Source organism: Haloprofundus sp. MHR1 (genome assembly GCF_005155585.1).
Taxonomy (GTDB): domain Archaea; phylum Halobacteriota; class Halobacteria; order Halobacteriales; family Haloferacaceae; genus Haloprofundus; species Haloprofundus halophilus.
Genome location: NZ_CP039833.1, coordinates 958,135 through 970,992 on the forward strand (window position 1 = coordinate 958,135; position 12,858 = coordinate 970,992).

The 12,858-nt window shown below is 65.1% G+C and carries 14 protein-coding genes and 2 tRNA genes; 9 read left to right on the forward strand and 7 right to left on the reverse strand.

Features of this window, described 5'->3' with window-relative positions:
* Positions 1 to 55: 55 nt before the first annotated feature.
* Complete coding sequence (locus FCF25_RS04795; RefSeq protein WP_137047500.1) at positions 56 to 1,417, reverse strand: RimK/LysX family protein; 1,362 nt, start codon at positions 1,415 to 1,417, stop codon at positions 56 to 58.
* A 196-nt stretch (positions 1,418 to 1,613) separates the two neighbouring features.
* Here FCF25_RS04795 and FCF25_RS04800 point away from each other — a divergent pair, with 196 nt between their 5' ends.
* The 7 genes from FCF25_RS04800 (at position 1,614) to FCF25_RS04830 (ending at position 6,986) form a co-directional block, all read left to right on the forward strand.
* The gene (locus FCF25_RS04800) at positions 1,614 to 2,639 is read left to right on the forward strand and encodes a succinylglutamate desuccinylase/aspartoacylase family protein (protein ID WP_117595023.1); all 1,026 of its coding nucleotides are present in this window, start codon (positions 1,614 to 1,616) and stop codon (positions 2,637 to 2,639) included.
* 139 nt (positions 2,640 to 2,778) lie between these two features.
* A complete protein-coding gene (gene sdhC, locus FCF25_RS04805) occupies positions 2,779 to 3,171 on the forward strand; it encodes a succinate dehydrogenase, cytochrome b556 subunit (RefSeq protein ID WP_117595024.1) in 393 nt (130 codons plus the stop codon).
* A 1-nt stretch (position 3,172) separates the two neighbouring features.
* The gene (locus FCF25_RS04810; protein ID WP_117595025.1) at positions 3,173 to 3,544 is read left to right on the forward strand and encodes a succinate dehydrogenase hydrophobic membrane anchor subunit; all 372 of its coding nucleotides are present in this window, start codon (positions 3,173 to 3,175) and stop codon (positions 3,542 to 3,544) included.
* A gap of 1 nt (position 3,545) precedes the next feature.
* Positions 3,546 to 4,442 (forward strand): succinate dehydrogenase/fumarate reductase iron-sulfur subunit, encoded by an 897-nt coding sequence (locus tag FCF25_RS04815; RefSeq protein WP_137047501.1) that lies wholly within the window; start codon positions 3,546 to 3,548, stop codon positions 4,440 to 4,442.
* Positions 4,443 to 4,487: 45 nt separating this feature from the next.
* A complete protein-coding gene (locus FCF25_RS04820) occupies positions 4,488 to 6,344 on the forward strand; it encodes an FAD-binding protein (protein ID WP_137047502.1) in 1,857 nt (618 codons plus the stop codon).
* Positions 6,345 to 6,414: 70 nt separating this feature from the next.
* A tRNA-Pro gene (locus tag FCF25_RS04825) sits at positions 6,415 to 6,512 on the forward strand.
* A 249-nt stretch (positions 6,513 to 6,761) separates the two neighbouring features.
* Positions 6,762 to 6,986, forward strand: a complete 225-nt coding sequence (locus FCF25_RS04830; RefSeq protein WP_117595028.1) for a helix-turn-helix domain-containing protein — start codon at positions 6,762 to 6,764, stop codon at positions 6,984 to 6,986.
* Positions 6,987 to 6,990: 4 nt separating this feature from the next.
* On the opposite strand, the gene FCF25_RS15510 is transcribed toward FCF25_RS04830, so the two are convergent.
* The 6 genes from FCF25_RS15510 to FCF25_RS04855 all read right to left on the reverse strand — a co-directional run bounded on the left by FCF25_RS15510 (position 6,991) and on the right by FCF25_RS04855 (position 10,133).
* Positions 6,991 to 7,149, reverse strand: coding sequence for a hypothetical protein (locus FCF25_RS15510; RefSeq protein WP_168191206.1), 159 nt, complete (start codon positions 7,147 to 7,149; stop codon positions 6,991 to 6,993).
* 183 nt (positions 7,150 to 7,332) lie between these two features.
* Entirely contained in the window at positions 7,333 to 7,956 is a 624-nt protein-coding gene (locus FCF25_RS04835) for a hypothetical protein (protein ID WP_137047503.1), read from the reverse strand.
* A 262-nt stretch (positions 7,957 to 8,218) separates the two neighbouring features.
* Positions 8,219 to 8,845 (reverse strand): class I SAM-dependent methyltransferase, encoded by a 627-nt coding sequence (locus tag FCF25_RS04840; protein ID WP_137047504.1) that lies wholly within the window; start codon positions 8,843 to 8,845, stop codon positions 8,219 to 8,221.
* A 138-nt stretch (positions 8,846 to 8,983) separates the two neighbouring features.
* The gene (locus FCF25_RS04845; protein WP_058582868.1) at positions 8,984 to 9,178 is read right to left on the reverse strand and encodes a cold-shock protein; all 195 of its coding nucleotides are present in this window, start codon (positions 9,176 to 9,178) and stop codon (positions 8,984 to 8,986) included.
* Positions 9,179 to 9,590: 412 nt separating this feature from the next.
* Positions 9,591 to 9,664: transfer RNA gene (locus FCF25_RS04850), tRNA-Thr, on the reverse strand.
* Positions 9,665 to 9,674: 10 nt separating this feature from the next.
* Positions 9,675 to 10,133, reverse strand: a complete 459-nt coding sequence (locus FCF25_RS04855) for an N-acetyltransferase (RefSeq protein ID WP_137049359.1) — start codon at positions 10,131 to 10,133, stop codon at positions 9,675 to 9,677.
* A 387-nt stretch (positions 10,134 to 10,520) separates the two neighbouring features.
* On the opposite strand from FCF25_RS04855, the gene FCF25_RS04860 reads away from it, so the two are divergent.
* Both FCF25_RS04860 and FCF25_RS04865 read left to right on the forward strand, forming a co-directional pair.
* Positions 10,521 to 11,459: a branched-chain amino acid ABC transporter permease gene (locus FCF25_RS04860; protein ID WP_174786391.1), complete on the forward strand. Its 939-nt coding sequence runs from the start codon at positions 10,521 to 10,523 to the stop codon at positions 11,457 to 11,459.
* Entirely contained in the window at positions 11,456 to 12,826 is a 1,371-nt protein-coding gene (locus FCF25_RS04865; RefSeq protein ID WP_117595032.1) for a branched-chain amino acid ABC transporter permease, read from the forward strand. The genes FCF25_RS04860 and FCF25_RS04865 overlap by 4 nt, the downstream gene beginning before the upstream one ends.
* Positions 12,827 to 12,858 lie beyond the last annotated feature (32 nt).

The following is a 12,858-nucleotide window of genomic DNA, read 5'->3' on the forward strand; positions in this document are numbered from 1 at the left end:
GAGAGAAGGAGAGACAGCAGCGGGTGAGAGACGGGGCTCGTGACGACCGGGTCCGTTACTCGAGGTACTCCTCTTCGCGTTCGTCGTCGTCCTTGGCGTCGGCGTCTGCGCGGCGACGGACGTCGACGCGGTAGTGTTCGAGGATGTCGCGGCCCAAGAGGAGCGGGAAATCCATGTGGCTGCGGTCCTCGACGCTCGCGGTCACCGTGTGCTGGTTGCCGCCGATACCGATGACGAGGTCGACGACCGGGCGGGCCTTCCCGCGCTTCATGCTGCCGGATTTGACGCGCGTCATGCTCTTGATGGGACCCGCGCCGATTTCGGCGGCGAGCGACGTGTCGATGCTCGTCCGGGTCGCGCCCGTGTCGGATTTGGCGAGCGCCTGCGTCGACCCGCTGGTACCGCTGACGACCACGTCCTCGATGTAGCCGATCATCGGCACCTCCTCGTTCTCCGGGGGTTCGATGCGCGGCATGCACGACGGTCGGGAGTCGTCGAGCGTGCTCGACAACTCCTCGACGCGCACGTCGTCGACGTCGCCGCCGGCGCGCTCGATGGCCAACTGCGCGATGTACGGCGCGGGGCTCTTGCCGGTCGCTTTGTACAGCCCCTTGAACCCGGCCGTCGGGTTCACTTCGAGGACGTACCAGCCGTCGTTGCCCTCCACGAGGTCGACGCCGGCGTAGTCGAGGCCGATGACCTCTGACGCGTAGAGCGCGGTTTCGGCCGCCTCGTCGGGCATCGTCTCGGTGGCGTTCTGGACGTCGCCGCCGAGGGCGACGTTCGTCCGCCAGTCGCCCTCGGGGGCGTAGCGGTGCATCGCACCGACGATCTCCTCGCCGACGACGTAGACGCGCAGGTCCCGGTGTCGGTCGCTGTCGCGTTCGATGAGCTCCTGCAGGAACGCCTGGCGGTTGCCGACCTTCGGGTTGACGGGTTCGGTGAGGTCGACCTTCCACGTCCCGCCGCCGTGGGTGCCGATGGCGGTCTTGTAGACGCCCACGTCGCCGAACTGCTGTCGGCCCTGGTTCAGTCGGTCGTTCGAGAGCGCCAGCAGCGCGTCCGGAACCTGGATGTTCCAGTCGGCCAGCGTCGCCGCCGTCGCGAACTTGTGGATGGCCGTCAGCACCGCGCCGGGTTCGTTCAGCATCGGCCGCACGCGGTTGAACGTCGTCGCGAGACCGAGTCCTTCGGCGGGTTCTTCGGTGTTCGAGAGGAGCAGTCGGTTCGCGATGACGTCGACACTGGGTTCGATGGACACCTCGCTGTCCTCGATGCTCATCGCGGTGTTCTCGCGGCGAAGCCACACGGGCTCGTGACCGAGTTCCTCGACGGCGTTGAGGATCGCCTTCGTCTCTTTGCTGTTGTGCAGCGAGAGAACCCCGACGCGTACCGCCTCGTCGTCTGAAAGTGCCATGTGGACAGATATACCGAACCCAGTTTCAAAGATATGCCGGTCGGACCCCTGTTCGGGGCATCGAAAGGGAGTACGACTCGGGCATCTCGTCGCGACGGTGCGCGGCGGAGTGTAATCGAACCGCTGGCAATTTGAACACGTTCTCGCCGTCGACGTTTATATTGGTGTTTATATATGACCCCGCCCGAGGGAGCCCATGAGCGACGACTCGTCCTTCACCTACAACGGGGGGAGGGTCGACCCGGGCGAGACGCAGAACCTCCGGTACAGCGTGAGTGAGACGTACCTCGGCGACCCGGTTCGGATTCCGGTCACCATCGTCAACGGCGAGCGCGACGGGCCCACGGTGTTTCTCTCGGCGGCGGCGCACGGCGACGAACTGAACGGCATCGAAGTGGTTCGGACCGTCGCCCACGGGTGGGACCACGACGAGCTCCGCGGGACGCTCGTCTGCATGCCCGTCCTGAACGTGCCGGGCTTTCTCGCCCAGCAGCGGTACCTCCCGATTCTCGACCGCGACCTGAACCGCTCGTTTCCGGGGTCGGAGAGTTCGACGAGCGCGAAGCGGATGGCGTACCAGATCTTCCAGAACTTCATCGAGCCGTGCGACGTCGGCCTCGACTTCCACACCTCCACCCGCGGTCGGACGAACATGCTCCACGTCCGCGGTAACCTCGCCGACGAGGGCGTGAACCGACTCGCGCGCGCCTTCGGTTCGAACGTCATCCTCGACGGCGAGGGGCCGGACGGGTCGCTCCGCGGGGAGGCGACGCGCGCGGGCGTCCCGACCATCACGCTGGAGATGGGCGAGGCGCACCGCTTCCAGCGGGGGCTCATCGACGAGGCGCTCGACGGCGTCCGAAGCGTCTTCGCCGAGTACGGCCTCACCGAGACCGACAGCGTCCGCTGGCCGGGGTGGCGGACGGTCATCACGGGCGACCGCGAGAAGACGTGGATCCGCGCCGACGCCGGCGGCATCGTCGACATGCACTACTCGCGGGGGGCGCTCGTCCACGAGGGCGACCGCATCTGCACCATCACGAACCCGTTTCTCGACGACAACATCGCCGTCGAAGCGCCGTTCACGGGGCTGCTCGTCGGTATCTTGGAGAACCCGGTCGTCTACCCGGGCAACCCCATCTGCCACCTCGTCGAGCTGAGCACGTCGACGCGGCGGGTGCTCGAACGCGAGCAGTCGCCGGCCGCAGAGGCCGAGACCTGACGTGTCGGCGGGCGTCTCGTCGTCGCTGGAAACGTTCTTCAGTTCGAGATAGAAAGCGGCAAAACAGGACGACCGCCCCGGTTCGGCGCGCGGATACACGTAACTTCTATAGCACCCCGGTTCCGAGACTCACGGGAGTATGAGTCAATCGTACAATCGAGGCCTCGTGGAGGACTTCGGCCGCTGGCGGGAGTTCTCGGCCGGCATGTGGGCCTGGATTTTCCACAAGTTCACCGGATGGGTGCTGGTGGGCTACTTGTTCACCCACATCGCCGTCCTCTCGACGGCGCTGACGGGCGCGAGCGCCTACACCAACACCATCCAAGGGCTGGAAGCACTCGCTGTCGTGCGCATCCTCGAAGTGGGGCTGCTCGCGGTGGCCGTGTTCCACATCCTCAACGGGCTCCGACTGCTGTTCGTCGACCTCGGCGTCGGATTGGAGGCACAGGACAAGAGTTTCTACGCGTCGCTGGTACTGACGGGCGCGATCGTCGTCGCCAGTATCCCGACGTTCGTCTCGGGGGCGTTCTGAGATGGCCGAACGCTACTCCTCGTTCGAGCGCGGCGGACGCCGGTGGCTCTGGCAGCGCATCACGGCGGCGTTCCTCGTCGTCGTGCTCGCGTTCCACTTCTTCCTGCTCCACTTCGTCAACCACGCCGACGAGGTGACGTTCGCGATGAGTCAGGCGAGAATGGAGTCGCTGACGTACTTCTCGTTGATGATTCTGTTCCTCGTCACCGCGACGTTCCACGGCGTCAACGGCGTCTACAACGCACTCGTCAACCAAGGGCTGACCGGCACGAAACTGAGCGTCGTGAAGTGGACGCTCGTCGTCGCCAGCGCGGTTCTCATCATCCAGGGCGTTCGGACCGCACTCGCGTGGTCCGGAGGCATTCCACTCTAACATGAGCACGCAAGTACCCGAAACACAGGAAGCGGACGAATCGGAGGCGGAGACCCAGTCGGAGTCGGTCCCCGTCGCACAGCAGCGACGCCAACAGCGGAAGGCCGAGCGCCGCGAGCACGTCGCCGAACGCGAACGCGAGCGGACCGAAGAGGAAGCCGCGAGCGACGAGAGTCGCTACCACCTGAAGGTGTTCCGCTACGACCCCGAAGTCGAGGGGAAGCAGGAACCGCGGTTCGACGAGTTCCACGTCCCCTACCACAAGGGGATGACCGTCCTCGACGCGCTCATCTACGCGCGGGACCACTTCGACTCCTCGCTGACGTTCCGACATTCGTGTCGACAGGCCATCTGCGGCTCCGACGCGATGTTCGTCAACGGTCGCCAGCGGCTCTGCTGTAAGACGCAGCTGTCGGACCTCGAAGAGCCCGTCCGCGTCGAACCGCTGCCGCACCAGGAGGTCGTCAAGGACCTGGTCGTCGACATGGAGCACTTCTACGACCAGATGGAGGCGGTCGAGCCGTTCTTCCAGACGAACGACCTGCCCGACGGCGAACTCGAAGAGCAGCGCCAGACCCGAGAGAACCGCGAGAAAGTGAAGATGTCGACGCGCTGCATCTGGTGCGGCGCGTGCATGTCCTCCTGCAACATCGCGGCCGGCGACAACCAGTATCTCGGCCCGGCGGCCATCAACAAGGCGTACCGCTTCGCGATGGACGAACGCGAGGGCTCGGACATGAAGGAGCATCGCATGCGCATCCTCGAACAGGAACACGGCGTCTGGCGCTGTCAGACGCAGTTCTCCTGCACCGAGGTGTGCCCGAAAGACATCCCGCTGACGGCCCACATCCAGGAACTCAAGCGAGAGGCCGTCAAGAACAACCTGAAGTTCTGGTAGTGAACCTCAAGTTCACCCAGTCCTAACAACGCTCAGAAATTAGATATGTACGAACACGACGTAATCGTAGTCGGCGCGGGCGGCGCCGGCTTGCGCGCCGCTATCGCGGCGCAGGAAGAGGGGGCGGACGTGGCCATCGTCTCGAAACTCCACCCCGTACGCAGTCACACCGGCGCGGCCGAGGGCGGTATCAACGCCGCGCTCCGCGAGGGCGACTCGTGGGAGGACCACGCGTACGACACGATGAAGGGGTCGGACTACCTCGGCGACGCCCCGGCCATCGAAACGCTCTGCCAGGACAGCCCGAAAGAGACCATCCAACTCGAACACTGGGGGATGGCGTTCTCCCGCGACGACGACGGCCGCGTCAGTCAGCGGCCGTTCGGCGGCCTCTCGTTCCCGCGGACGACGTACGCGGGCGCGGAGACGGGCCACCAGTTGCTCCACACGATGTACGAGCAGCTCGTCAAGCGCGGCATCAAGGTGTACGACGAGTGGTACGTGCTCAACCTCGCCGTCTCCGACGAGGAGGTCCCCGAGGACCGCACCTGCCACGGCATCGTCGCCTACGACATCCAGTCCGGCGAGGTGTCTGGCTTCCGCGCCCGCAACGGGGTCATCCTCGCGACGGGCGGACCCGGTCAGGTGTACGACCACACGACCAACGCCGTCGCCAACACCGGCGACGGGGTGGCGATGGCGTACCGCGCGGGCGTCCCGATGGAGGACATGGAGTTCATCCAGTTCCACCCGACGACGCTGCCGTCGACGGGGGTCCTCATCACCGAGGGCGTCCGCGGCGAGGGGGGCATCCTCTACAACGAGAACGGCGAGCGCCTGATGTTCGAGTACGGCTACGCGAACAACGCCGGCGAACTCGCCTCCCGCGACGTGGTGTCGCGCGCCGAGTTGACCGAGATCAACGCCGGCCGCGGCATCGACGACGAGTACGTCCACCTCGACATGCGCCACCTCGGCGAGGAGCGCATCATCGACCGACTGGAGAACATCGTCCACCTCTCGGAGGACTTCGAGGGCGTCGACCCGCTCGAAGAGCCGATGCCGGTCAAACCCGGCCAGCACTACGCGATGGGCGGCGTCGAGACCGACGAGAACGGCGAGACGTGCATCACCGGCCTCTACGCCGCCGGCGAGTGCGCCTGCGCCTCGGTCCACGGCTCGAACCGGCTCGGCGGCAACGCGCTGCCGGAACTCATCGTCTTCGGTCGCCGCGCCGGCGCGCACGCCGCGGGCAAGGACCTGGGCACGGCCGAAATCACGACCGGCAAGCGCGGCGAGTGGGAGGCAGGCGAAGTCGACACGCCCGTCGCACCCGGTTCGGTTCGGTCGCCGGACGACAGCGCCGTCGCCGACGGCGGTGAGAAGGCCGCCGACGGTGGAGCGGTTGCTGCGACTGGCGACGAAATCGTCACCCGCGCCGTCGACGCCGAGAACCGACGCATCGAGCACCTCATGACCAAGGACGAGGGCGTCCAGCACGCCGAGATTCGTTCCGAGGTCCAGAAGTCGATGACGCGACACGTCAACGTCTTCCGCGAGAAGGAGGGCCTGAAACAGGCGCTGCGCGACCTCAGGGAGGCCCGCGAGCGCTACACCGACGTGTACGTCAACGACCCCTCGCGGACGTACAACACCGACCTCATCCAGACCATCGAGACGCGCAACATTCTCGACCTCGCGGAGGCGATCACGCTCGGCGCGCTCGCACGAGAGGAGTTCCGCGGCGCGCACTGGCGCAAGGAGCACCAGGAGCGCGACGACGAGAACTGGCTGAAGCACACGATGCTGTCGTGGAACGACGGCGCGCCCGAACTGTGGTACAAGCCGGTCATCCTCGAAGGCGAGGAGAAGACGTACGAACCGAAGATCCGTAGCTACTGAAACGCGGCAGCCCGTTTTTTCGAGCGAACCGACCAACGGCTATTAGTTCGCACCGGTTGTAGTATCGTCCGGAAGGGTGGCTCAGTGGTAGAGCAACCGCCGTTCGGGTGCGCACGCATCCACGGTGGATTACTTAGGCTTCGCGTGGTTCGACTCCCGCCCCTTCCGCTCGCGCCGACGAACGGCAACGAGTCGGCGACGAATCGGCGACGAACGCTCGGACAGATCGCGTCGATTCACGACGACAGTCGAAAACTCACCGCCCGAAGGCGGAGCCTACCGGCGGGGTGAAAGGTTACTCGAATCCACAGTAATCCTTCGAGACGCCCCGAGGCGCTCGAAATCGACCGCTCCGGGCGGGTTCGACGACTGTCGTAGAGGGATTTTATTATTGTCGAACCCATCGGGTCGAACAAGATGATGTCGCAGTCCAGCCAACGGGCGACCGTTCCCGATACGCTCCGTTCACCGCGCGCAAAACTCGTGTACCTGTACCTCTCGACGCACGGCGAGGCCACCGTCGCAGAACTGCAAGAGAGCCTCGCGATGACGAAGCTCACACTCTACAGCATCCTTCGAACGCTTCAGGGGGAGGGACTCGTCGGCCGCGACGCCAGTTCCGACCGCTACTCGCTGGTCTGACGGACTATCGGTTTCTCGGAGCGCGCGCTTTTCTGACGGTCGCTCCGTCCCTCACCATGTCGTCGCAGCGCGGGCAGACCCGCGGATTTTCCACTTCGTCGGGCGTGAAGACGCGAGCGTACGCTCGGGTGACGAACGCCCCGCAGTTCGCACATTCAGGCATGTCGATACGTTTCGATGGTAGCCATATATAAAATTTACCGCACTCAGAGCAACGCCAGCAGTACGCCGACGAGAATCAGGGCGAACAGGAACGATACGACGCCGAGGAAGAATCGGTCTGCGTTGTCCATCGTACCGAGAGTGAACTCCGTTTCGACATAAACGTTCGCCGGTCGGTGAACGTTTACGGCTCTCTGTGGAACCCGCGAACCGACGCCTCCACCGAGAGCAGGGCCGCCGACACCAGCAGACAGACGGCGGAGACGAGTGCGAGAACCGAGACGTCGACGACAGTGACGCCGAGACCCGTCTGCGCGAAGGGGTTGCCGCCGCCGGCGGCGACGTATCTCTCGACCGCGTCGACGCCGCCGAACCCGAGCAGGACGAACGCGTGGACCATCGCCGTCGCGAAACTGCCGGTGAAGAATCCGAGCAGCGAGCAGACGGCTTCGGCGTTGAGCAACTCGCGCGCTTGCGTCTCGTTCATCGTCCGACCCAGTCGAAGCCGCCAGACGCCGACCGCAGCGTGGCCGGCGCCGGTCAGCGCGACGAGCGAGACGGCGACCAGACCCACGAACGCAACCTTCGGGGCCGCGAAACCGATGCGTTCGGGGAGATACGCCCGCCGAACCGCCTCCGGGAGGACCGCGAGCGCCGGATACAACCCCGCCAGCGAGAACAGCAGATAGCTCTGCCAGGTGAGTTTTCGGGTGAGCGATTGCTGAAAGAGGCTGTGTCGCTCCGCTTGCAGTCGCTCGTAGGCGGATTCGCCCAAGAGCGCGTCGGCAATCGGATCCTCGACGGACACGCTGGTGGGTCTCTGTTCTCACTATTTATATCTACCGACTGTGTGAACGAATGCCGTCCCGTCGTCTCGCCGAACCGACGGCGAGCGAACAGCGCACGAGCGTCGTGCGTCCGTCTGACGTAGGTATATAACGTTGCTTCGCCCACGTATCACTCAGCAGTACTGTACTGCTCGACAAAGCGTCGCGGGCGCACCGCGACACCTGACACACCTTCTCGAAACCGTCGTCGGCGCAGAGCGCCCGCCATCGGCGTAGTCCGGGTTATCGGACGTCGGCTGAGCGCCGGAACAGTCGAAGCGTGTCGTTGTCGAGCCGTTCCGACGCCGTTTCGGTGAATCCGCGGGCGGAGAAAATCCGGCTCCAGCGGCGGTGGTACAGCGGAACCGCGTCGTCGACGTAGTTCACCTCGGGCGTCTCCGCGTCCGCGTCGCCTTCGATCTCGACGGTGAGGAGGCAGTCGGCCGCGACGCGCGCGAGTTCGTCGAACACCCACTCGTTGTCGGGGTGGATGTGCTGGAGCGTCTCCACCGAGTAGACGACGTCGAACGCGTCGTCGTCGAACGCCGAGACGACGCTCTCGATGGCGTCGATGTAGAACGTTCCCGCGGCGGCGAGCTCGGGGTACGCCTGTCGCATCACCGTCATCGCCTCCTCGTTGACGTCGATGCCGTGGAGGTTTCGGTACCCGTTGTCGTGCAGGTGCGCGAGATGTCGACCCGAGCTACAGCCGAGCTCCAGAATCGACGGCTCCGACTCGGAGTCGACGGTGCGCTCGATGTGTCGACGAATCGCCTCGCTGGTCTCGTCGGGACCGTAGTGGGCGTAGTAGTCCGGGGAGAACTCGCCGGAACGCTCGGCCCATCGCTGACGGAGTTCGTCGGGGGTCATAGCTAACCGAGCACGGCCGCGCGGTTAAGTAGCCGGTTTCGACGGGCGGTGACCGGTGTCGCTCGAAGCGAGGCGCTCCGGAGTCGTCGTCAAAAATGAAAACGGTGGTCGAGAATCGATGCTGCCGCGGCTTCGAGATTACAGTCGGGTGACGTTCGTCGCGCGCGGGCCCTTTGGGGCCTGCTCGATGTCGAACTCCACTTCCTGTCCCTCTTCGAGGTCCGGGCCGCCGACGTCTTCCATGTGGAAGAAAACGTCTTCGTCCGCGTCTTCAGTCTCGATGAATCCGTAACCGCCGGTGTCGTTGAAAAAGTCGACCGTACCTTTCGCCATTGCATCTAGTCTGAGTCGCTACCCACTCATAACCCTTTTGAGCGAATCGGGGGGTGCGGACCCGCACCTGGAGTCGTCGAGAGCGGTTCTCCGCGGCCGCGTGTCGGCGATAGACGCGGCCACACCGCCCGCTAATGGTCGACAACCGCTCAGACCGGGTCGCGGCGAACGCGACGCCGAAGACGATTCGAGCGCGGTACCGATAGCCGACTGGTCCATCGCAACGCCGATGGCGACACCGAGTGTCATCCCTGCACCGGCGTTCTGCTGTGAACTGTCCTCGCTGCGCTCCGAAGAGGGAGAGCCAGGAGTGGGATTCGAACCGCGGTCGTTCCGCTCACGGTGCTCGCGTCACTCCCTGATTCGAATCCCACCGTCTCGCTCGTGCGTCCTCGTTACGGTCGGACAGAAGAGCCAGGAGTGGGATTCGAACCCACGAAGTCTCGATTACAAGTCGAGTGCATGAACCGCCCATGCTCTCCTGGCGCGCCGTCAGTTACCGGTCCGCCGGGTCGTTATTATCGTTTTCGACACGCTTCTCCAACTCGACGCGGTGGAGGCGGTAGCCGCGGCGTTCGTACAGTCTGCGGGCGGCGTCGTTGCCGGCCATCGCTTCGAGTCGGATCACGTCCGCGCCGGCGCCGGCGAGCGCGCTCTCGGCGGCGTCCAACAGGGCGCTTCCCACGCCGTCGTTGCGGTACTCGGGGTCGACGTAGACGTTCTGAATCGTGCCGCGGGAGACGTCCTGTTCGTAGCCGTCGACCTCCGGTTCGAACATGACGAAACCGACGATGTCGGAGTCGCGAGCGACGAGCAAACCACCGACGATGATGTGGCGCGTGATGGCGTCGTAGATCTGCTCGCGGTTCTCCTCGGCGCGGAGGTGCGACCCGAACTCGCGCTGTCCGTCCGCGAGCGCCACCCAGAGATCCGCGATACGGGCCGCCTCGGTCATCTCGGGAGGTTCTATCTGGACGCTCACGTGGCCTCGTCTCCGTCCCGACGTGCGAAACCGTCTCTGTTCGACTCGATAATATATTTTCAGCATCGCACACCATAGAGTTTTCTGCAATCGGCATCCGTGAGCGCCTTCCGGCGTCGGAATGAAGAAATACTTATAAGTGTTCCACGTCCGCACACATCATGGTGATAGTTAACAATGGGTATTGGTGAAACCTACTCCCGGAGCCGTCGGTTCGTCGACAGACGGCCGCTGACGCACACGGTCGGCGCCGCGGCGGGGGTCGTTCTCGTGTTGTATCTTCTGTGGGTGCTCGTCGCGCAGTTGGCGAGCGGGGAGTTGCGAATCTACGAACTCGGCGCACTGATGTGGGACGGGCTGATGCGCGGACTCGTCATCGGTCTCGCGGGCGTCGGCCTGTCGATGACGTACAGCATCCTGAACTTCGCGAACTTCTCGCACGGCGATTACATCTCCGCCGGCGCGTTCTCGGGGTGGGCGACGACGTACCTCGTCGCCGGTCTCGGCCGCGCCGACGTCGGGTCGCTGTTGCTCGTCGGGGCGGGCGGGTCGGTGTTCGGCGGCGCGCTCGGCGTCGGTATCTCGACGACGCCGCTGGCGGTCGTCCTCGGCGTCGTCGTCGCCGGCGTCGGCGGGGTTCTGCTCTCGCTGTTCGTCGACCGAACCGTGTTCAAACCGCTCCGCGACGAGGACGGTATCACGCTGCTCATCGCGAGCATCGGCGTCGCCTTCGCGCTTCGCTACCTCATGCAGTTCGTCTTCGGCTCCGACGTTCGAGGGACGACCTCGCAGCCGCCGGCGTACTCGTTCTACGTCGTCGACGGGTGGGTCCGCGTCAACTACCACGACATGACGCTCCTCGTCGTCGCCGGCGGCCTGATGGTCGGCGTTCACCTGCTCCTCCAGCGCAGCAAACTCGGCAAGGCGATGCGAGCGATGTCTGACAACGGTGACCTCGCCCGCATCACGGGTATCCCGACCGAACACGTCGTCCGCTGGACGTGGATTATCGGCGGCGCGCTCACCGGCGTCGCGGGCTACATCTTCGTGCTCTGGAAGGGGACGCTCGCCTTCGACGACGGGTGGCTGCTCCTGCTTCTCATCTTCGCGGCGGTCATCCTCGGCGGCATCGGCTCGGTGTACGGCGCTATCGCCGGCGGCATCGTCATCGGCCTCACCGCGTCGATGGCCGTCATCTGGATTCCGTCGGCGTTCGCCCGCGCGGCCGCGTTCGCCGTGATGATTCTCATCCTGTTGGTGCGCCCGCAGGGCATCTTCGCCGGGAGGACGACGGCATGAGCGCCGACGGCGAGAACGAGGGCGCGACGAAGAGTCGCGTCGACGACGTACTCGGGAGGCTCCGCGACGGCGACGCGGGACTGATTCTGCTCGTCCTCGGCGGCATCTATCTCGCGTACATCCTCAGCGGCGTCGTCCTCGGCTACCAGCTCCGCGGACAGCTGAACTCGATCGCCGCGCTGACGTTCTACATCGGCGTCTTCGCGCTGTTGGCGCTGGCGCTGAACCTCCACTGGGGGTACACCGGTCTGTTCAACATCGGCGTCGTCGGTTTCATGGCCGTTGGTATCTACGTGATGGCGCTCGTCTCGAAGCCGGTGTACACCCCGGGCGGGGCCGCGCAGGTCGGCGGACTCGGACTCCCGCTGTGGGTCGGCGTTCTGGCCGGGATGCTCGCGGCGGCGGTGTTCGGGTTCGTCGTCGCGTTACCGGCGTTACGGTTGCGGGCGGACTACCTCGCCATCGTCACCATCGCGATGTCCGAAATCGTCCGTTTCTCGTTTCTCTCCAGCGAGTTCCAGCGCTTCGAACTGTTCGGCAACCCGGTCGGCTTCGGCGGCGGTTCGGGGCTCATCCTCGACTACACCGCGCCGCTGGAGGCGTTCTTCCGGACGTTCGGGCTCTGGGACGCCTACCTCGGCGTCGTGCGGGCGTTCGGCACGTTCGGGCCACTGAACCTGAACAACCCGAAGCCCATCGTCGACAATCTCGTCTACGGCGGCGTGTTGCTGCTGTTCGTCGCGGGCTACTACTGGCTCCTGAAGCGGACCGGCGAGTCGCCGTTCGGCCGCGTGCTGAAGGCGATTCGAGAGGACGAGGACGTGGCGAACGCGCTCGGCAAGAACACCAACCAGTTCAAGGTAAAATCGTTCATGCTCGGCTGTGCGCTCATGGGTCTCGCCGGCATCCTCTGGTTGGCCGGACAGGGCGCGGTGACGCCGAACTTCTTCCGCCCGCGCATCACCTTCTTCGTCTGGATCGCGCTCATCATCGGCGGCGCGGGGTCGAACACGGGCAGCGTCCTCGGCGGAGCCATCTTCGCGGGCGTTCTGTACCAGGGACCGCTGTACCTCAAAAACGTGCTGGAGGCGGTGCTCCCGCAGACGAACGCGCCGAACAGTTTCGGCCCGGCGGTGGCACCCATCTTCCAGTCGTTCGACGTGCTCCCGTTCGTCTGGTACACCCTCGACAGCATCCGACAGCTCCAGTTGGTCATCATGGGCCTCGTGCTCATCTGGCTGATGCACAACCGGCCCGAAGGGTTGCTCGGCCACCGTAAGGAGATCGCCGCGAGTATCGACCTCTCGCGGCCGACGCGGTCGTCGACGCCGGCGACGGCCGCGGACGGAGGTGAGCGCGATGAGTGAGACGACCGGACCGAACGAATCGACGAACGAGG

Excerpts from the sequence above, each read along its gene's own strand:
- FCF25_RS04795 (WP_137047500.1), bottom strand. The coding sequence starts at position 1,417 with ATGGCACTTTCAGACGACGAGGCGGTACGCGTCGGGGTTCTCTCGCTG.
- FCF25_RS04800 (WP_117595023.1), top strand. The coding sequence starts at position 1,614 with ATGAGCGACGACTCGTCCTTCACCTACAACGGGGGGAGGGTCGACCCG.
- sdhC (WP_117595024.1), top strand. The coding sequence starts at position 2,779 with ATGAGTCAATCGTACAATCGAGGCCTCGTGGAGGACTTCGGCCGCTGG.
- FCF25_RS04810 (WP_117595025.1), top strand. The coding sequence starts at position 3,173 with ATGGCCGAACGCTACTCCTCGTTCGAGCGCGGCGGACGCCGGTGGCTC.
- FCF25_RS04815 (WP_137047501.1), top strand. The coding sequence starts at position 3,546 with ATGAGCACGCAAGTACCCGAAACACAGGAAGCGGACGAATCGGAGGCG.
- FCF25_RS04820 (WP_137047502.1), top strand. The coding sequence starts at position 4,488 with ATGTACGAACACGACGTAATCGTAGTCGGCGCGGGCGGCGCCGGCTTG.
- FCF25_RS04830 (WP_117595028.1), top strand. The coding sequence starts at position 6,762 with ATGATGTCGCAGTCCAGCCAACGGGCGACCGTTCCCGATACGCTCCGT.
- FCF25_RS15510 (WP_168191206.1), bottom strand. The coding sequence starts at position 7,149 with ATGCCTGAATGTGCGAACTGCGGGGCGTTCGTCACCCGAGCGTACGCT.
- FCF25_RS04840 (WP_137047504.1), bottom strand. The coding sequence starts at position 8,845 with ATGACCCCCGACGAACTCCGTCAGCGATGGGCCGAGCGTTCCGGCGAG.
- FCF25_RS04845 (WP_058582868.1), bottom strand. The coding sequence starts at position 9,178 with ATGGCGAAAGGTACGGTCGACTTTTTCAACGACACCGGCGGTTACGGA.
- FCF25_RS04855 (WP_137049359.1), bottom strand. The coding sequence starts at position 10,133 with ATGACCGAGGCGGCCCGTATCGCGGATCTCTGGGTGGCGCTCGCGGAC.
- FCF25_RS04860 (WP_174786391.1), top strand. The coding sequence starts at position 10,521 with ATGCGCGGACTCGTCATCGGTCTCGCGGGCGTCGGCCTGTCGATGACG.
- FCF25_RS04865 (WP_117595032.1), top strand. The coding sequence starts at position 11,456 with ATGAGCGCCGACGGCGAGAACGAGGGCGCGACGAAGAGTCGCGTCGAC.